The following is an 18977-nucleotide window of genomic DNA, read 5'->3' on the forward strand; positions in this document are numbered from 1 at the left end:
GCACGAACCGCGGTCCACCGAAGACCCCCGCACCCCGGAGCCGATGCAGTGCACCCCGTGACCACCAGCGCCTTCGACCTGCCCGAAAGCCTCTCCGCCAAGTCCGACCCCGCCCTGATCGCCGCCGACGAACGGCACTTCGCCGCCGTCGCGCGCTGCCTCGACGAGACCGTCGCCGACCTGTCCGGCCGGCTCGCCGCCGTACTGCGGGCACCGGGCGGCACCGGCCGGGCCGCGATGGAGCGGGACACCGAGGTGCACCGGCTGACCGGACGGCTGCGCACCCTGCGCCGCTTCGGCCTCGACCTGTGCCTCGGACACATGATCGGCGCGGACGACCCCGAGCCCGTCCACATCGGCCGGCTCGGCCTCACCGACGGCGAGGGCCGCCGGCTGCTGATCGACTGGCGCTCGCCCGCCGCCGAACCCTTCTTCGCCGCGACCCACGCCGACCCGATGGGCCTGCGCAGCCGCCGCCGCTACCGCTGGACCGGCGGCCGGATCAGCGACTACTGGGACGAGGTGTTCACCGCCGACGGACTCGACGGGCACGCCGCGCTCGACGACCAGTCCGCCTTCGTCGCGAGCCTGGGCGCCGACCGGTCCGAGCGGATGCGGGACGTGCTCGCCACCATCCAGGCCGACCAGGACGCCGTCATCCGCGCGGGATCCAGGGGCGCCCTCGTCGTCGACGGCGGCCCGGGCACCGGCAAGACCGTCGTCGCCCTGCACCGCACCGCCCACCTCCTCTACTCCGACCCGCGCCTCGGCCACCGGCGGGGCGGCGTGCTCTTCGTCGGCCCGCACCGGCCGTACCTGGACTACGTCTCCGACGTGCTGCCCGGCCTCGGCGAGGAGGGCGTGCAGACCTGCGTCCTGCGGGACCTCGTCGACGAAGGGGCCGCCGCGACGGCCGAGGCCGACCCGGAGACCGCCCGGCTGAAGTCGTCCGCGGACATGGTGCGGGCCGTCGAGACGGCGGTCCGCTTCTACGAGGAACCGCCGGCCGAGGGCATGACGGTCACCACCGACCTGGGCGACCTCCGGATCACCGCGGACGACTGGGCCGACGCCTTCCGGGCCCCGGGACCGGGCACCCCGCACAACGAGGCCCGCGACCAGATCTGGGCGGAGTTGGCCGCCATCCTGCTGGACCGGTACGACGGCGGTGACGTCACGCCCGAGGAGTTCGGCAGGTCGCTCCGGCGGGACACGGAGCTGGCCGACACCCTCGACGGCGCGTGGCCGCTGCTGGAGGCGGCCGACCTGGTCGGAGACCTGTGGTCGGTCCCCGCCTATCTGCGGCTCTGCGCCCCCTGGCTGGACCGCGACGAGGTGCGCCGCCTCCAGCGGCCGGACCCCCGGGCCTGGACGGTCGCCGACCTGCCGCTGCTGGACGCGGCCCGGCAGCGGCTCGGCGACCCGCGGGCGGCCCGGCGCGGACTCCGCCACGAGGCCGTCCTCGCCGCCCAGCGCGAGCGCATGGCGCAGGTCGTCGACAACCTGATCGGGGCCGCGGCCGACTCCGGTGCCGACGGCGACGACGGCGAGGGCCTGGTGAGGATGCTGCGCGGCGCGGACGCCGAGGTGAGTCTGGTCGACGAGTCCGAACTGCCCGTCCCCGACCCGGACCTCCTCGCCGGTCCGTTCGCGCACGTCGTCGTCGACGAGGCCCAGGAGCTGACCGACGCGGAATGGCAGATGCTGCTGCTGCGCTGCCCGTCCCGGAGCTTCACCGTCGTCGGGGACCGCGCCCAGGCCCGGCACGGCTTCACGGAGAGCTGGCGGGAGCGGCTGGCGCGGGCCGGGTTCGACCGGATCGAGCAGGCCTCGCTCGGCATCAACTACCGCACACCGCGGGAGGTCATGGCGCAGGCCGAGCCGGTCATCCGGTCCGTGCTCCCGGACGCCAACGTGCCGGTCTCGATCCGCGGCAGCGGCCTGCCGGTCGTCCACGGGTCCGTGACCGACCTGCGTCCGATCCTCGACGCCTGGCTCGCCGCCCATGCCGAGGGCATCGCCTGCGTCATCGGCGACCCGGGCTTCACCCCGACCTCCCGGGTCCGGTCGCTGACCCCGCAGCTGGCGAAGGGGCTGGAGTTCGACCTGGTCGTCCTGGTCGACCCGGAGCGGTTCGGCGAGGGCGTCGAGGGTGCCGTGGACCGCTACGTCGCCATGACCCGCACCACCCGCGAACTGGCCGTGCTGACGCGTGCCCGCCCCAGCTAGCTAGGCGCCGCCGTCCTCCTCCAGCAGGGACAGCTCGGCCCAGATCGTCTTGCCGTCCGCGGTGTGCCTGGTGCCCCAGCGCTGGGTCAGCTGGGCCACCAGGAGCAGGCCCCGGCCGCCCTCGTCCCAGGTCTTCGCCCGGCGCAGGTGCGGGGCCGTGGGGCTGGTGTCGGAGACCTCGCAGATCAGCGTGGTCGTGTCGTGGAGCAGCCGGAGCCGGATCGGGTGGGCGCCGTAGCGGATGGCGTTGGTGACCAGTTCGCTGACCACCAGCTCGGCCGTGAAGGAGACGTCGCTCAGGTTCCAGACGTCCAGCTGCTCCACGACCTGCTTGCGGATCGGCGCGACCAGCGCGGGGTCGGCGGGCACGTCCCAGGCGGCCACCTCGGACGGCGACAGGCCCTGGGTGCTCGCCAGCAGCAGGGCCACGTCGTCGGCGGCGCCGCCGGACGGCAGCAGGGCGTGCAGGATCCGGTCGCAGGTCTCGTCCAGGGAGTCCTGGTGGGCCGCGAGGGCCTCGTGGAGGAGGCGGCGGCCGGTGGCCGGGTCCAGGTGCCGGGACCTGACCAGGCCGTCCGTGAACATGGCGAGCACGGTCCCCTCGGGCAGCGCCACCTCGGCGGACTCGAACGGCAGCCCGCCCAGGCCCAGCGGTGGCCCGGCCGGCAGGTTCACCTCGTGGATGCGCCGGCCCGGGCGGAGCACGACGGGCTCCGGATGACCGGCGCGGGCCATGGTGCAGTGCCGGGACACCGGGTCGTAGACGGCGTACAGGCAGGTCGCGCCGACCTCGCCGGGGCTGCCCTCGCCGCCCTGCTCCTCGGACAGCCGGACCACCAGGTCGTCCAGGTGGGTGAGGAGCTCGTCCGGGGCCAGGTCGATGTCGGCCAGGGTGCGCACGGCCGTACGCAGCCGCCCCATGGTGGCCGAGGCCTGCACACCGTGGCCGACGACGTCCCCGACGACCATGGCGACCCGCAGCCCGGACAGCGGGATCACGTCGAACCAGTCGCCGCCCACCCCGGCCCGCGCCGCCGGCAGATAGCGGGAGGCGGCCCGCAGGGCCGCGGTGCGCGGCAGCGTCCGGGGCAGCAGGCTGCGCTGGAGGGCCAGCGCGGTCTCGCGCTCGCGCGAGTAGCGGCGGGCGTTGTCGATGCAGACGGCGGCCCGCGCGGTGATCTCCTCGGCCAGCAGCATGTCGTCCGGGCTGAACGGGTCCGGCCGCCGGTGCCGGGTCAGTACCGCGATGCCCAGCGTCAGCCCGCGCGCCTGGATCGGCACCGCCATCGAGGAGTGCACCGAGAACTCGCGCACCCGCTCCGCGCGCGCCGTGTGCCAGCTCAGCCACTGCTGCATGTCGCCGGCCTCCACCGAGGCCACGATCGTGCGTCCCGCGATCACCGCGTCGGCCTGCGGCGAGAAGGCGGGGTAGGACTCGGCGTGGCCGGGCTTGACCACCGCCTCGGGGACGCCGGGGAGCACGGACTGGTGGGCGGCGCGGCGCATCGTGACCGGCGCGGTCAGCCGGGCGGGCGGCTCGTCGCCGTCCTCCGAGGGGTCCAGCAGGTCGATGGTCACGAAGTCGGCGAGCGCGGGCACGCAGACGTCCGCCAGCTCCTGGGCCGTACGGGTGACGTCGAGGGTGCTGCCGATCCGCACGCTCGCCTCGTTGACCAGCTGGAGCCGCTCCCTGGCCAGGTAGTTCTCGGTGAAGTCGTGCGCGGCCAGGCACACGCCCCGCACCCGGCCCGCCGCGTCGGTGACCGGTGCCATGCGGGCCAGCCAGGCGTGCGCCCGGTCCTCGCCGCCGGTGCGCATGTACGTCTGGACGTCCAGTGGGCGGCCCGTGGTCAGCACCCGGAGCATGCTCCGCTCCAGTTCCTCGCTCTGTTCCTTGCCGCCGATCTCGGTGATCCTGAGCCCCAGGGCGCGCTCCTCGGGCAGCCCGATGACCTCGGCCATCGCGTCGTTCACCTGGCGCAGCCGCAGTTCCTCGTCGTAGACCGCGACCGCGCACGGCGACTGCGTCAGCGCGGCCGTGGCCAACGGGTCGTCCGGGCCGCTCGGGCCGCCGCGGCGCAGCGGGGAGACCACCAGCCAGTGGCCCGGGGCCGCGCCGTGCGCCGGCCGGTGGTGCGCGAGGAGCCAGACGGGGACCGTACGGCCGTCCCGGTGGCGCAGGCCGAGGACGCCGTCCCAGCGGGCTCCGGCGGGGCGGGGCACGGTGCCGCCCGGGGCCAGCAGCCGGGCCGCGGGCCGGCCCACGACGTCGTCGGCCGTGTGGCCGAGGAGCCGCCGCGCGCCCTCGTTCCACTCGACCAGCGTGCCGTCCTCGCCGATGACAGCCCGGGCCGTCGCCGCATCGTCGAACGGATAGACCCGGCTCATCGTCGCACTCCCAAGCGCACACTCACAGTCAACAGGTGCACCACTGCTGTTCAGCCTAGTGCGTCGGGCCCTTCCGCGAACGGCGACCTGCGCGGGGCCGGCCGGCCGCCGCCCGTCCCGTCCGGGGCGCGTCCGGGTGGCCGAACGGGAACCGGCCGACCGGTCGAACGGGGCACCGGGACGTCTCCTGACCCTTGACGTCCGCGCCTGTCACGACGTCAGAATCTGTTTGTTCACGATCAGTTGTGAGTAGTTCTGGGCCCTGATGAGGGAGAGCCGCACCATGACGGTCACACGCAGATCGGTACTGGCAGCCGCCGCGGCGGCCCCGACGGCGGGCGCGCTGCTCGGCGCCCCCGGCGCCTGGGCGGCCCCGGGGACGGGCACGTCCACGCAGGTCACCGGCGGCCGCACGGTCCCCCTGCGGGACGGCTGGCGGTTCGCGCTGGTCGACCCGGGCGGGATCACCGACCCGACCGGCGCCTACGCGGACGCCGCCGACCCCGGGTACGACGACTCGGCCTGGCGCCGGGTCGCCGTACCGCACGACTGGAGCATCGAGCAGACCCCCACCACGGAGAACGGCACCACCAGCGGCACCGGCTTCTTCCCGGGCGGCCTCGGCTGGTACCGGCTCGCCTTCACCCTGCCGCCGGCCTGCGCGGGCAAGCGGATCTCGGTGGAGTTCGACGGCGTCTACATGGACGCGTACGTCTACTGCAACGGCACCGAGGCCGGCAGCCACCCCTACGGCTACACCGGCTTCGCCCTCGACCTCACCGGACTGGTGCACACCGACGGCAGCACCGAGAACGTCCTCGCGGTCAAGGTTCAGAACCGGCTGCCGAGCAGCCGCTGGTACTCGGGCAGCGGCATCTACCGCGAGGCCCGCCTGGTGGTCACCGACCCCGTGCACGTGGCCCGCTGGGGGACCCGTGTCACCACCCCGGACATCACCGCCGAGCGGGCCGTGGTGCGGGTGCGCACGGCCGTCGCCGACGCGTCCGGCGCGGGCGCGGACGTCACCGTCGTCTCCCGGATCGCCGGCCCCGACGGCCGTACGGTTGCCCGGACCTCTTCCGTCCTCGCCGTCGCCGCCGGCGCCGGGGAGGCCGCCGAGACCCACGAGCTGACCGTCCCCGAGCCGCTGCTGTGGGACTTCGCCGGCCCGCACCGCTACACCCTGCACACCGAGCTCCGGACCGGCGGCACCACCACCGACACCCACCGCACGGTCTTCGGCATCCGCGACTACCGCTTCGACCCGGACGAGGGCTTCTCCCTCAACGGCGTCCCCGCCAAGATCAGGGGCGTCGACCTGCACCACGACCAGGGCGCGCTCGGCGCGGCGATCAGCGCCGACGCGGTGCGCAGACAGATGACCCTCATGAAGTCGATGGGCGTCAACGCCCTGCGCACCTCGCACAACCCGCCCTCGCCGCAGATGATCGAGGTCTGCGAGGAACTCGGCATCGTGATGATGGTGGAGGCCTTCGACTGCTGGCGCACCGGCAAGACCAAGTACGACTACGGCCGGTTCTTCGACGAGTGGTGCGAGCGCGACGCCACCGAGATGGTGCTCGCCGCCCGCAACTCGCCCGCCGTCGTCCTGTGGTCCATCGGCAACGAGATCCCCGACTCCACCTCGACGGCCGGCCTCGCCATGGCCGACCGGATCATCGCCGCGATCAGGGCCGCCGACGACACCCGGCCCCTGGTCATCGGCTCCGACAAGTACCGCAGCGTGCCGAAGGCCGGCTCGGCCGCCGACCTGATGCTCGCCAAGCTCGACGGTCTCGGCCTCAACTACAACACCGCGAGGTCCGTGGACGCGCTGCACGCGGCCTACCCGCACCTCTTCCTCTTCGAGTCCGAGTCGTCCTCGGAGACCTCGACCCGGGGCGCGTACCAGGAGCCGGAGCACCTCAACACCGGCGAGAACCACACCCCGGGGCGCCGCGCCACTTCGTCCTACGACAACAACCTCGCCTCCTGGACGATGAGCGGCGAGTACGGCCACAAGAAGGACCGGGACCGGAAGTGGTTCGCGGGGCAGTTCCTCTGGTCGGGCATCGACTACATCGGCGAGCCGACGCCGTACGACGTCTTCCCGGTCAAGGCGTCCTTCTTCGGCGCCGTCGACACGGCCGGCTTCCCCAAGGACATGTACCACCTGTTCCGCAGCCAGTGGACGGCCGAGCCGATGGTGCACCTGCTGCCGATGACCTGGAACCACGAGGAGGGGGACACGGTCGAGGTCTGGGCGTACGCCAACGTGCCCTCCGTCGAGCTGTTCCTGAACGGGAGGTCCCTGGGAACCAGGGAGTTCGACACCAAGACCACCACCGACGGCCGCGCCTACCTGGAGACCACCGAGGCCACCGGCGACGACAAGACCTTCACCACCGGCCCCTACCCCGGCAGTTACACCAGCCCGAACGGCAGCGCGGGCAAGCTGCACCTGACCTGGGAAGTCCCTTACGAGCCAGGCGAGTTGAAGGCGGTGGCCCGGCGTGACGGCAAGGTGGTGGCGACCGACGTCCTGCGCACGGCCGGCGCCCCGCACGCCGTCCGCCTGACCGCCGACGACACGCCGCCGCCCGCCGACGGGCGTTCGCTGCTCTTCGTGACCGCCGAGATCGTCGACGCGCACGGCGTGGTGGTGCCCGACGCCGGGCACCTCATCACCTTCGCCGTGCGCGGCGGTTCGCTGGCCGGCCTCGACAACGGCCGTCAGGAGAGCGCCGAGCGCTACCAGGCCACCACCCGGACCGCGTTCCACGGCAAGGCCCTCGCCGTGGTCCGCGCCGGGACGAAGGCCGGCGCCCTCGCGGTGACCGCACGGGTGGACGGACTGCGCGCGGACACCGTCGCGGTGCGCACGGCACCGGCCCACGACGTGGCCGGCACCCCCGCCCAGGTCTTCGGCCCGGACCTTCCCGCCCCGCCGTCCTACCCCCGCGCCGACGCCGGTTACTCCGGCCGCGCGGACACCCTCCCGGCCGCCATGCTCGACGGCGACCCCGGCACCGGCTGGTCCAACGCCTTCGCCAAGTCGGCCACCGCCCTGCTGCCCGCGTTCACCGGCGCCCGGGCGCAGGACTGGGTCTCGGTCGACCACGGCCGCACCCGCACCTTCGACCGGGTCGAGGTCTCCTTCACCGTGGACGCGACCCACGCCCTGCCCGCGTCGGTCGAGGTCGCGGTCTGGGACGGCACGGCCTACCGGGCGGTGACGGACACGGCGGTCGACTGGGCCACCGCCTCCGACACCCCGACCGTCGTCACGTTCACCCCGGCCCGCGGCTCCCGCGTCCGCCTGACCCTGACCAGCGCCCGTCCGGGCGAGGCCTCGGGGGCGGTGCGCATCAGCAGGCTGGACGTCTGAGCGCACGGCGGGGGACCGGTGACACGGGCCCCCGCCGCTGCTCGCAGGTACCACGTCGAAGGGTGCTTGACCTGGTGGTATTTACGGGTAAGTACCCGCGCGGTACCGTGAAGGGCATGCCAGCTCTCAATGTGGAGTTCAGCGACCGCGAGCTAGAGGACCTGAGGCAGATAGCCAAGGAGCGCGGTACGTCCATGAAGGCCCTCGTCCGTGACGCGGCCGCAGCCGACATCGCCCGCCACCGCGCGCTCCAGGAGGGCGCGGAGGAATTCCGCCGTTTCTTCTCGGCGCACGCGGCCGAGTTCGCGGCCGCCTTTCCCGACGACGAGCCTCCCAAGAAGGGCAAGGCCGCCTGACCCATGCCGCCGGTCATCCACATCGACGTGCCCTGGCTGCTCCAGCGCCATGAGGAAGTGCTGCCGGACCAGCCCACCGTCAACGACTTCTCCGCACTGGTCGCCGCCGTCGCCCGGCACCGTGTCGACCCGCCCCGGCTCGGGGTGGACTCCGACCCGGCCTGGCGGGCCGCCGCCCTGCTGCACACCCTCGCCGTGCTCAAGCCGCTTCCCTCGGCCAACGCCCGGTTCGCCTGCGCCACCGCCGTGGCCTACATGTTCGTCAGCGACGTCGGCATCGACCCGCCCTACGGCGCCCTGGTCGACCTCGCCCGCGACCTGATGAGCGGCAAGGCTGACGTCTACGCCGCCGCGGACCGGCTCCGTTCCTGGCAGCTCTGACCGCCGCCGGCGGCCGGAGCGGACGCGGTGTTCACACGGTGCGCGGAAAGTGAATGCGAACACTGAGGGGCTTTTTCCCGAGTTGCCTTTCTGACTTTCTGTCAATGCTGTCGATGTTGTACAGGCGCCTTGTTGCTTGTGTGAGACTTGTGCGAGGGTGAAACACCCGGGCGGGGGGTAATGGCCGGGAGGTATTCGGCAGTTGGGGAACGCGACCGGTACCACGACGGCGAATTCCCGCTCCCCGCACGCGCACCGAAGAAGGTGCGCACCATCCCGCACCAAAGGAAACCGCTCAGTGCCCACCCCCCACCCGCCTCGCCCCCCGTATCCGCCGCCCGGCGGTGACGAGGGGGAGTCCGACGAGTCGCTCGCGGCCCCGCTGCGCGCAGGCTCCGACATCGAGGCCTCCCGGTCCGCCGCGCTGCTCATGGCCCGGCACTGGCGACCGGTACAGGAATACGCGGTCATCTGCCTGGCCGTCTCCGGGCCGATCGCCCACATGGTCGCGGCCGCCGCGTTCCACCAGGTCCTCGACCGGGTGGCGCTCGGCGAGACCGCCGACGCGATCCGGCCCCGGCTGCTGGTCTCCGTCCGCGACACGGTCGCCAACTGGTCCGCCGAGGACCGAATATCGGAGGTTCTCCCCGATCTCGGCAAACCCGCCGGTGGCCGCGGTATGCGCGCCACGAAGTCCCTGACGCCGGAAAACCGCGCCCTCGCGGAGCGTTCTTTCCAGGGTCTCGCCCCGCTCGCCCAGAGCCTGCTCTGGCACACCGAGGTCGAGGCCGAGCCCATAACCGTACCGGCCGGTCTTTTGGGCATGGACACGGCAACCGCGGCGGCCGCGCTCGCCGACGCCCGGGAGAAATTCCGCGAGGGCTGCGTCCGCGCCCACCGGGATCTCGCGCCGACCCAGGAGTGCCGCTACTACAACCGCCTCCTGGACGTGCCGCTCCGCCGCGGCGGCGCCCTGCTGCCGGACGTCCAGGAACACCTCGCCCAGTGCCCGTACTGCAGGGCCGCCGCCGAACAGCTCGGCCATGTCGAGGGCGGACTGGGCGTGCTGTTCGTCGAGGCGGTCCTCGGCTGGGGAGCCCGCCGCTACCTCGACTCACGCCCGGGGCGCCGGAGCGGCGGCGACCCGGCGGCCGCCCGCACCCGCTCCGGGTCCCGGCGCTCCGGCGGCGGCCGGCGCCGCGCCACCGCCCGGACGAGGATCCTCGCCCGCATCCCGGTCCAGGTGCGCCGCCCGCCGGGCTCCTGGTCCTCGAAGACCCTGCTGACCAGCGTCGGCGTCGCCGGGGCCGGCCTGCTGGCCTCCGTGCTCGCCGTCAGCACGCTCTCCGGCGGCAGCGACGGCAAGGACGCCGTGGCCACCTCCGGCCTGGTCCCCGGGGACTCCGACCCGGAGGCGACGCCCACCTCCGGCACCGCCGGGCTGCCCACCGCCGACCACGAGACCCGGCTGCGCAACGCCGCCGCCCAGCTGTGCCTCGACATCGACGGCACACCGAGGGCCGGTGCCGCCGTCGTCCTCCAGGTCTGCTCCACGGCCGTGACCCAGCAGTGGACGTACGAGAGCGACGGCGAGCTGCGCAGCGTGTCCGACGAGAGCCTGTGCCTGGACTCGCACGCGGACGCCGGGGTCGTCATCCTCGGCACCTGCGCCGCGGCCGGGACCGGGCGCGGCGCCGACGTGCGCTACGACCTCACCGCCCAGGGCGAACTGCTGCCGCACTGGGACCGGACCCTCGCCCTCGCCACGGCCGGCGAGGAGGACGGCTCCGACATCGTCGTCAAGGTCCGCGACCACTCCAGCGCCCAGCGCTGGCTGACCGACGTGACGGCCCCGTCCCAGAGCCCCGGCTCCCTCTCCATCGCCGGCACCGGAGCCCCCTCCGCCCAGCCGGCGGAACTCGCCGGGCACTAGGAGCTCCGCCGCCGGGCCGGATCAGTTCACGATGTCCCGGGGCGCGCCGCCCGCCAGGAAGCCGAGGACGTTCTGTACGGCGGCCAGCGCGATCCGGACCAGGGTCTCCCGGGTGACGCCCCCGACGTGCGGCGAGAGCACCACGTTGGGGGCGCGCAGCAACCGCAGGGCCGGCGTGGGCGGTTCGGGATCGAACACGTCCAGGCCGGCCCCGGCCAGGGTGCCCTTGTCCAGCGCGTCGGCCAGGGCCTCCTGGTCGACGAGCGCGCCCCGGGCGGTGTTGACCACGAACGCCGTCGGCCGCAGCAGGGCGAGCCGCCCGGCGTCCAGCAGGTTCCGGGTGCCGTCGGTGAGCGGGCAGTGCAGGGTCACGTAGTCCGCGGCCGGCAGCAGCTCCTCCAGCGGGACGTACCGCGCCCGCCCGTACCGCTCCTCCGTCTCCTCGGAGGCCCGGTGGCGCTGCGTGTACAGGACGGTCATGTCGAACGCCTCGGCGCGCCGGGCGACCTGCCGCCCGATCTGCCCGAGCCCCACGATCCCCAGCGTCTTGCCGGACAGCTCCGTGAGCGAGCGCTGGAGCCGGGGGAGCGCCCAGTCGCCCTCGGCCAGCGCCCGGTGCGCGGGCACCAGTTGCTTGGCGAGGGCCAGCATCAGCGCGAAGGTCTGCTCGGCCACGTTCTGCGCCTCGGCGCCGCTGGAGCCGATCGTGCACACCGACACCCCGTTCGCGCGCGCCGCGTCGGCGGCCACGTAGTCGAAGCCGTGGCTCGCGCACTGCACCAGCTCCAGCTCCGGCGCGGCGGCCAGGTGCTCGGCGGTCACCGGGGCGAGGGCGGTGATCACGGCCCGGGCCGCGCGCAGCGCCGCCGGGTCCTCGTCGACCGACTCCACGACGGTGACCCGCGCGTCGGCGGGGAAGAGCGTCGAGAGCCCGGCGCCCGCCGCCCGGCCGCCGACGTGCGGCGGGATGACGGCGAGGACGTTCTTCGGGGCGCTCACGCGGACTCCTCGACGAGGTCGGCCGCGGTGACCGCGGCGGGGGTGCGGTGGCCGGACAGGGCGAGGGTGAGGTCGAACTCCGCGAGCAGGCAGCGGATCACGTGGTCGACGCCGGCCTGTCCGTCCAGGCCCAGACCGTAGACGTACGGCCGTCCCAGCAGGACCGCGTCGGCGCCGAGGGCGAGGGCCCTGAACACGTCGTCGCCGGTGCGCACCCCGCTGTCGAAGAACACGGTGAGCCGGTCGCCGGCCGCCGCGGCGACGCGGGGCAGCGCGTCGGCCGCCGCCACCGAGCCGGCCACCTGGCGGCCGCCGTGGTTGGACACGACGACCCCGTCCATCCCGGCGTCGGCGGCCAGCCGGGCGTCGTCCGGGTGCAGCACGCCCTTGAGGACGATCGGACCGTCCCAGTGCTCCCGCAGGAAGGCCAGGTCCGGCCAGGTGTGGCTCGGGTCCCCGAACAGCCCGAGGAAGTGCAGCACGGCCGCGTTCGGATCCTCGTGCACCGGCTTGGCGAGCCCCGCCAGGAACGCCGGGTCGGTGAAGTAGTTGGCGGTGCCCACCCCGTTGAGGAACGGCAGGTACGCCTGGTCGAGATCGCGCGGGCGCCAGGACAGCAACGGCGTGTCGAGCGTGACCACCAGCACCGAGAACCCGGCCGCCCGCGCCCGCCCCAGGAAGCTCTTCGTCACCTCGCGGTCCTTGCCCCAGTACAGCTGGAACCACCGCTCGGCGTCGCCCATGGCCTTGGCCACCTGCTCCATCGGCGTGCTGGAGGCGGAGGACAGGACGAACGGCACGCCGTGGGCGGCGGCGGCCCGGGCGGCCGCGGGCTCGGCGTCCGGGTGCATGATGGACAGCACGCCGACGGGCGCGAGCGCCAGCGGCGCGGGCAGGGCCCGGCCCAGCACCGTCACCGACAGGTCCCGGTCGCCGACGTCCCGCAGCATGCGCGGCACGATGCGGCGCCGGGCCAGGGCGGCCCGGTTGGCGCGCATGGTGGCGCCGTCACCGGCGCCGCCCGCCACGTAGCCGACCGGACCGGGCCCGAGCCGCAGCTCGGTGAGCTCCTCCAGCCGGGTCAGATCGGTGGGCAGCCGCGGGACCGCCCCCGTCATCCCGTTGAGATAGATCTCGTACTGGAAGTCCGCCCAGTGTCTCGCCATCCGTACGTCCCGCCTCTCCACGTCGAGTTCGCGCCGTGGCGACCATACCCGCCGGTATGTACGCGGCAGTAGACCGCCCTTCGCGTCAGGCGGCCGCGCGAGCACCGGCAGCGGCCGCCGCGCGACCGTCCAGGGCGCGGCGGAAGCGGAATGTTTCAGGACTATTGACGAAGCGGTCGGTTCCGGCCATCCGGCTGCCTCGGGCGATCAAGAACCGCTCCGTTGGGCGGTCGGTGTGCTCGGATTCCGTGACTTCGCGCCACTGATTCAACACGCAAGGTTACTGAATCCTGTGGGTTCGATGTGTGTTCCGGCGGCGGACTCGGCAGAGTGGCGCCCGCCGCCCCGGCACCCACCGGGCCGGGGTCGGCACCCGTCGAAATCGAGCGGAAGGATGCACACCATGCGAACCACCGCGCGCTGGGCGGCGACCGTCGGCCTCACCACCGCCGCCGTCTGCGGACCCCTGACCGGGGCCGCCGTCGCCGCACCGGGCTCGCTCTACGCCCCCTCGGCCCTGGTGCTCACCACCGGCCACGGCAGCGACGCGTCCACCGCGACGCCCGAGCGTGCCGTCACCCTCACCTGCGCCCCGGGCGCCTCGGGCACCCACCCGGCCGCCGCCGAGGCCTGCGCCGAACTGCGCGGTGCCGGCGGCGACCTCGACGCCCTGGCCCCGGGAGCCGCCGTGTGGTGCACCAGGCTCTACGACCCCGTCGTGGTCACGGTCGAGGGCGTCTGGCAGGGCAAGCGCGTCTCCTACGAACGCACCTTCGGCAACGCGTGCATGAGGGACGCCTACGGGGCGGGCGTCTTCGCGTTCTGAGACCCGGGATCGCACGGTTCCCGTGACTGCCGGACAGGTCCGCAACTGGGGAGTGCGGCCCCTGGAGCGGGGACCGGCGATCTCGCACCGGGGGTCGGACGGGCGGAGTGGGGCCGCCCGCCGACTCCCGGCATCACCGCCGCTCCCCGGGTGTCCCGTCCCGGGGAAACCCGGGGAGCGGCGGGAAACGCCCCAACAGCCCCGAGGCCCTCAGCAGCCGGGGGTACCGGGGCCCCTCGCACACCAGCCGCAGCCGTCCGCCCCGCTCCCTGGCCCGCGCTTCGGCCCGGCACAGCACCCGTAACCCCGAGCAGTCCAGGAAGTCCAGCCGCCGCAGGTCGACGAGCACATCGGGTTCGGGTCCGGCCGTCGCCGCGAGCAGGTGCTCGGCCAGCAGCTCCTCGGTGGCGATGTCCACCTCGCCGAAGACCTCGACGACGAGATACGCCCCCCGGCGGCGGGTCCGGGCGCAGGAGTTGGCCGCGGGCAGCCCGGGGTCCACGGCTTCCTGCGTCATTTCCGCTCCACCTGGCACGGGGCATGTACGGGTCCAGGTAGTTACCCGCCGGGAACCCCTGCCATCCCCGATACGGGCAGCGCAAGATCAGCTTCACTCGACAGTGTGAACTTTCATGAAGGAGCTTGACTCGATGCCCCTTTGTGAAACGAGAACGGCGAGGGGCCGCCGTCTCCCTGCTGACGGCGGCCCCTCGGCCCCTCGGTCCCTGCGGCTCCGCGGAGGTCACATGTGGACCACGGGCGCCGCGTTCGCGTCCTGCCGCGGCACGCCCCGCCGGAAGAGCACGAAGGCGATCGCCGCGCCGGCCACGAACATCACGGCCGACCACCAGAACGCCGTGGTGTAGCTCTCGATCGTGGCCTGCGCCTGGACCAGCTTGTCGGCCGCGTTCCTGCCGGCCAGGTAGTCCGTCGCCGCGCTCGCGGCCAGCGTGTTGAGCAGCGCCGTACCGATCGAACCGCCCACCTGCTGCATGGCGTTGACCGTCGCGGAGGCGACGCCCGCCTCGTCGGCCGAGACCCCGCCGGTGGCCAGCTGCATGGAGGCCGGCATGACCAGGCCGAGGCCCAGGCCGGTCACGATCAGCTGCGGGAGCACCGCGCCGGTGTAGCTGGAGCCGACGCCGATCCCGGTCAGCCAGGCCATGCCCGCCGCGGAGATCGCGAAGCCCAGCGGCACGACCGCCTTGGGGCCGATCCGCGGCACCAGCACCTGTGTGCCCACCTGCGCGGTCACCATCAGGGCGGCGATCATCGGCAGGAACGCCACACCGGTCTTCGTCGGGCTGAAGCCGAGGTTGAGCTGGAGGTAGTAGGTGAGGAAGAGGAACACGCCGAACATGCCGCCGGCCGAGATCAGCACGGCCAGGAAGGAGGCGCCCCGGTCGCGGTCCAGCAGGATGCCCAGCGGCAGCAGCGGGTGCTTCGACTTGGTCTGCCACCAGGCGAAGGCGGCCAGGAACGCCACGCCCGCGATCAGGAAGCCCCAGGTCAGCGGCGAACCCCAGTCGTGCGTCTCGGCGTTGGAGAAGCCGTAGACCAGCGAGAAGAGACCGGCGGCGACCAGCACCGTGCCCGGCACGTCGAGCTTGGAGTTCGCGGCGTCGCGGTGGTTGGTCAGCAGCATCGTGCCGCCCACGAAGGCGACGACGGCGATCACGACGTTCACGTAGAGCGTCCAGCGCCAGTCGAACGCGTCGGTCAGCGCGCCGCCCAGCAACAGGCCGACCGCACCGCCGGCGCCCGCGATGGCGCCGTAGACACTGAAGGCCCTGGCCCGCTCGCGGGCGTCGGTGAACGTGGTGTTGAGCAGCGAGAGCGCGGCCGGTGCGAGCAGCGCGCCGAAGGCGCCCTGGAGGGCGCGCGCGGTGACCAGCATCTCGAAGTTGGCGGCGGCGCCGCCGAACGCGGAGACGGCGGCGAAGCCGACGACGCCCACGAGGAAGGCGGTCTTGCGGCCGAACAGGTCGGCTATCCGGCCGCCGAGCAGCAGCAGGGACGCGAAGGCCAGGGCGTAGCCGGTGACGATCCACTGCCGGTTGCCGTCGGAGAACCCGAGGTCCGCCTGGGCGGAGGGCAGGGCGATGTTCACGATCGTGGCGTCGAGCACCACCATCAGCTGGGCGACGGCGATGACCGCGAGGATCCACCACCGCTTCGGGGAGGGGGCGGCCGGCGGTGCCTCCGCGGCACCCGCGCGGACGTCGTCGGTCAGGGTCTTCTCGGACATGGGGGAACCACTCCAGGGAAGTCGTTCGGGATTCACCGAAAAGCCGCTTCGCAACGACGGCCCGACGAGGCCGCGAACGAAACGGTTTCGTACACATCGAGCCTAGACCACTTTTACCGAAACGGCAACGTTTCGCTTGGTGGGGAGGCGGGACGGCGACGGGATCCGCTCCGGCCCGGCGCCGGCCGGGAGTCCCGCCCCGTCGCGCTCACGGCTCTGCGCCGGCGCCCGGGCGGTCAGGTCAGCTGTCGTCGGACCAGCTCGTGCAGCCGGCCGCCGGTGTCGGCGAGCAGCTGGGCCGGCGGACCCTGCTGGGCGACCTTGCCGTCCTCCATCACGATGACCCGGTCGGCGTCCATGACCGTCGACAGCCGGTGCGCGATCACGATCCGGGTGGCGTTCAGCTTGCGCGTGCTCTCCATGACCGTGCGCTGGGTGTCGTTGTCGAGCGCGCTCGTCGCCTCGTCGAAGAAGAGGATGCGCGGCCGCCGGATCAGCGCCTGGGCGATCATCAGCCGCTGCCGCTGGCCGCCCGAGATCGCGCCGCTCCCGGCGACGATCGTGTGCAGCCCCATCGGCATCCGCCGGATGTCCTCGGCGAGGCCCGCCATCTCGGCCGCCGCCATCGCCTCCTGCGGGGTGTACGGCTCGGTGCCGCAGATGACGTCCAGGATCGAACCGGTGAACGGCTGCGCGTGCTGGAGCACCACCCCGCACTGCCGCCGGACCGCCGACCGGTCCAGGGCGCCCAGGTCCTGGCCGTCGTAGAGCACGCTCCCCGACACCGGCCGGTCGAAGCCGATCAGCAGGCGCAGCAGGGTGGACTTGCCGCAGCCGCTGGGGCCGACGACCGCCACGAACTCGCCCGGACGGATGTCGAAGGAGACGTCGTCGAGGACCAGGGGACCGTCGTCGGCGTACCGGAAGGACAGCCTGCGGGCCTCGACGGCGCCGGACAGCGGGCCGGGACGGGTGCTGGCGGTGCGCACCTCGGGCGCGGCTTCCAGCACCGGCTTGATCTCCTCGAACAGCGGCAGCGCCGCCACCGCCGACACGAAGGAGCCGGTCAGCGAGGTGACCGCGGTGAGCAGCATCGTCACCGAGGTGTTGAAGGTGAGGAAGGCCGCCGCGTCCATGGCGCCCTCGGCCGGGCCCGCGAGCAGGACGAACATCAGCAGGGTGCAGACCGGCAGGTACACCGAGCCCAGCACCGAGGTGAGGTTCTTGATCCGGCCCACCTTCTGCTGGAGCTCCCGGCTGCGCGCGAACTCGCCCGCCCAGGCGGCGTACGCGTAGTTCTCGGCCGCCGCCACCCGCAGCTTGGGCAGGCCCCGCAGGGTCTGGAAGGCCTGGTTGTTCAGCTTGTTGCCGAGCACCACCAGGCGGCGCTGCCAGCGCACCTGCCACAGACCGAGCCCCAGGAACAGGGCGCCGACGACCACGAGCATGCCCAGCGCGGCCAGCGCCATCGGCACGCTGTACCAGAACAGCAGGCCCAGGTTCATGGCGCCGACGGTGACCGACTGGGCGACGGTGGGACCGACGCCCGCCAGCAGTCTGCGGATCGCGCTGATGCCCATCGCCGCGCTCGCCAGCTCACCGGTCGAGCGCTGGGTGAAGAACCTCGTCGGCAGCCGCAGCAGCCGGTCCCAGACCGCCGGTTGCAGGGTCGCCTCGATGCGGCCCTCCAGGCGGAGGATGGTCAGGTTCTCCAGGAGCGTGAACGCGGCCGACACCACCGCGCTGAGCATCACCGCGAGACAGACCTGGACGATGAGGTCCGTCTGGGCCCTCGGCACGTACTCGCCCAGCACCCTGCCGGTGGCGATCGGCACCAGCGAGCCGATCGCGACGGTCACCAGACCGGCCAGCAGCAGGGCGCCCAGGTCGCCGCGGGTGCCCTGGAGACTGAACCGGAGCAGGCCCAGGGGAGTCTGAGCCCTGTCGGGCAGCGGCCGGTAGAACATCACACCGCGCGGCTCGAACTCCGCCGCGTTCGCCTTCTCGACCGGCGTCTCCCGGCCCGTCGCCGGATGGACCGCCACATAGCCGCCGCGCCGCCACAGCAGTGCGACCGGTGCCCCGGACAGGGCGCGGTGCCCGACCAGCGGGCCGATGTCCTCCCGCCACCAGCGGCCGTCCAGGCGGACCGCCCGGGTCCGCACCCGGGAGGCCACCGCCACCCGCTCGACCGGGTCGGCGCGGTCGTCCCCGGCCGGGCCCGCGCCGATCTGCGCGGGCTCCGCGAGGGTGATGCCCGCCGCCCGGGCGACCAGCCGGCAGGCCGCGTAGGAGGCGTCGGCGTCGGCGGCCGTGGTGCGCCCCGCCGCCCTGCCGATGGAGGCGAGCAGGGTGCGGTCGGCCTGGGCGCGGACCGCCTCACCGGCCCTGATGCCGGCGGCCGTCCGCGTCTCGTGGGTGCGCTCCAGCTGCTCGATCCACCGGTCCAGCGTGGTGAGCAGCCGGTACTGCTGGTCGACCATGCTCTGCCACACGGCGGGGTCCATCAGCAGATCGGCGGCCGCCTCCGCGCCGTACAGCGAGCCGTACTGGACGCTGCCCGGCGGCACCTGCATCCAGAAGACGTCGTCGTCGGCGGGGGCCGCGGCGCGCTCGCCGGCCGTCATCGGGGCCTGGAAGAGGACGGAGAGGCCGCGGCCGACGCCGAGGGCCAGGGCGTACTCCAGGGGGCTCGTCGTCGGCGGCACGAACCGGGGGTTGCCGTACTCGTCGTAGGACCAGGTCTGGGTGCTGGCCGGCTGGTACAGCTCGCGCAGGCCGACGCGGTGGACGACGCAGTCGCGCAACGGGCGTGCCACCAGGGTGTGCTGGGGTCCGGTGACCGGGCCGAGCAGCAGCGCGCCCGCCTCCAGCCGGCCCAGGTGGTGCCAGTGGCCCTGCTCCCCGGCGTCCACCGCGAACAGGTCCAGCGCGCCCGACGTCACCAGCCACAGCACCTGCGGGCCTTCGAGGTCGAGGCGGTTGAAGCCGGCGCAGTCCATCCGGGCGCCCAGCGCGCCGAGCGCGCCGAGAACGAGGTCGCCTCCGTCCGCGTTCGTCATC

Annotated in this window: 12 protein-coding genes; 6 read left to right on the forward strand and 6 right to left on the reverse strand. The window is 73.6% G+C overall.

Features of this window, described 5'->3' with window-relative positions:
• Nucleotides 1–48 precede the first annotated feature (48 nt).
• On the forward strand, nt 49–2229 hold the full coding sequence (helR, locus tag ACZ619_RS07565; RefSeq protein WP_469595402.1) for an RNA polymerase recycling motor ATPase HelR: 2181 nt from the start codon (nt 49–51) through the stop codon (nt 2227–2229).
• Here the strand turns inward: helR and ACZ619_RS07570 are convergent, their stop codons facing one another.
• Nucleotides 2230–4617, reverse strand: a complete 2388-nt coding sequence (locus tag ACZ619_RS07570) for a SpoIIE family protein phosphatase (RefSeq protein WP_469595405.1) — start codon at nt 4615–4617, stop codon at nt 2230–2232.
• Between the two features lie 283 nt (nt 4618–4900).
• On the opposite strand from ACZ619_RS07570, the gene ACZ619_RS07575 reads away from it, so the two are divergent.
• The 4 genes from ACZ619_RS07575 to ACZ619_RS07590 all read left to right on the forward strand — a co-directional run bounded on the left by ACZ619_RS07575 (nt 4901) and on the right by ACZ619_RS07590 (nt 10675).
• A complete protein-coding gene (locus ACZ619_RS07575; RefSeq protein ID WP_469595407.1) occupies nt 4901–8005 on the forward strand; it encodes a glycoside hydrolase family 2 TIM barrel-domain containing protein in 3105 nt (1034 codons plus the stop codon).
• Between the two features lie 116 nt (nt 8006–8121).
• On the forward strand, nt 8122–8361 hold the full coding sequence (locus ACZ619_RS07580) for a hypothetical protein (RefSeq protein WP_469595410.1): 240 nt from the start codon (nt 8122–8124) through the stop codon (nt 8359–8361).
• A gap of 3 nt (nt 8362–8364) precedes the next feature.
• Complete coding sequence (locus ACZ619_RS07585) at nt 8365–8742, forward strand: toxin Doc (RefSeq protein WP_469595413.1); 378 nt, start codon at nt 8365–8367, stop codon at nt 8740–8742.
• A 298-nt stretch (nt 8743–9040) separates the two neighbouring features.
• Nucleotides 9041–10675 (forward strand): ricin-type beta-trefoil lectin domain protein, encoded by a 1635-nt coding sequence (locus ACZ619_RS07590; RefSeq protein WP_469595416.1) that lies wholly within the window; start codon nt 9041–9043, stop codon nt 10673–10675.
• 21 nt (nt 10676–10696) lie between these two features.
• Here the strand turns inward: ACZ619_RS07590 and ACZ619_RS07595 are convergent, their stop codons facing one another.
• The gene (locus ACZ619_RS07595) at nt 10697–11674 is read right to left on the reverse strand and encodes a 2-hydroxyacid dehydrogenase (RefSeq protein WP_469595418.1); all 978 of its coding nucleotides are present in this window, start codon (nt 11672–11674) and stop codon (nt 10697–10699) included.
• Nucleotides 11671–12840, reverse strand: a complete 1170-nt coding sequence (locus ACZ619_RS07600; protein ID WP_469595420.1) for a lactate 2-monooxygenase — start codon at nt 12838–12840, stop codon at nt 11671–11673. The genes ACZ619_RS07595 and ACZ619_RS07600 overlap by 4 nt, the downstream gene beginning before the upstream one ends.
• Before the next feature lie 403 nt (nt 12841–13243).
• Here ACZ619_RS07600 and ACZ619_RS07605 point away from each other — a divergent pair, with 403 nt between their 5' ends.
• Nucleotides 13244–13666, forward strand: coding sequence for a subtilase-type protease inhibitor (locus tag ACZ619_RS07605; RefSeq protein ID WP_469595422.1), 423 nt, complete (start codon nt 13244–13246; stop codon nt 13664–13666).
• Between the two features lie 133 nt (nt 13667–13799).
• On the opposite strand, the gene ACZ619_RS07610 is transcribed toward ACZ619_RS07605, so the two are convergent.
• The 3 genes from ACZ619_RS07610 to ACZ619_RS07620 all read right to left on the reverse strand — a co-directional run bounded on the left by ACZ619_RS07610 (nt 13800) and on the right by ACZ619_RS07620 (nt 18976).
• Nucleotides 13800–14183, reverse strand: coding sequence for an STAS domain-containing protein (locus ACZ619_RS07610; protein ID WP_469595424.1), 384 nt, complete (start codon nt 14181–14183; stop codon nt 13800–13802).
• A gap of 225 nt (nt 14184–14408) precedes the next feature.
• Complete coding sequence (locus tag ACZ619_RS07615; RefSeq protein ID WP_469595427.1) at nt 14409–15914, reverse strand: MFS transporter; 1506 nt, start codon at nt 15912–15914, stop codon at nt 14409–14411.
• Between the two features lie 236 nt (nt 15915–16150).
• Nucleotides 16151–18976: an NHLP bacteriocin export ABC transporter permease/ATPase subunit gene (locus ACZ619_RS07620; RefSeq protein WP_469595429.1), complete on the reverse strand. Its 2826-nt coding sequence runs from the start codon at nt 18974–18976 to the stop codon at nt 16151–16153.
• Between the last annotated feature and the right edge of the window lies 1 nt (nt 18977).

The organism is Streptomyces sp. NPDC104367, from assembly GCF_055583825.1.

Coding starts and splice junctions, on each gene's coding strand:
- ACZ619_RS07585 (WP_469595413.1), top strand. CDS start 8,365: ATGCCGCCGGTCATCCACATCGACGTGCCCTGGCTGCTCCAGCGCCAT.
- ACZ619_RS07620 (WP_469595429.1), bottom strand. CDS start 18,976: ATGACGAACGCGGACGGAGGCGACCTCGTTCTCGGCGCGCTCGGCGCG.
- ACZ619_RS07600 (WP_469595420.1), bottom strand. CDS start 12,840: ATGGCGAGACACTGGGCGGACTTCCAGTACGAGATCTATCTCAACGGG.
- ACZ619_RS07610 (WP_469595424.1), bottom strand. CDS start 14,183: ATGACGCAGGAAGCCGTGGACCCCGGGCTGCCCGCGGCCAACTCCTGC.
- ACZ619_RS07605 (WP_469595422.1), top strand. CDS start 13,244: ATGCGAACCACCGCGCGCTGGGCGGCGACCGTCGGCCTCACCACCGCC.
- ACZ619_RS07570 (WP_469595405.1), bottom strand. CDS start 4,617: ATGAGCCGGGTCTATCCGTTCGACGATGCGGCGACGGCCCGGGCTGTC.
- ACZ619_RS07580 (WP_469595410.1), top strand. CDS start 8,122: ATGCCAGCTCTCAATGTGGAGTTCAGCGACCGCGAGCTAGAGGACCTG.
- ACZ619_RS07575 (WP_469595407.1), top strand. CDS start 4,901: ATGACGGTCACACGCAGATCGGTACTGGCAGCCGCCGCGGCGGCCCCG.
- ACZ619_RS07615 (WP_469595427.1), bottom strand. CDS start 15,914: ATGTCCGAGAAGACCCTGACCGACGACGTCCGCGCGGGTGCCGCGGAG.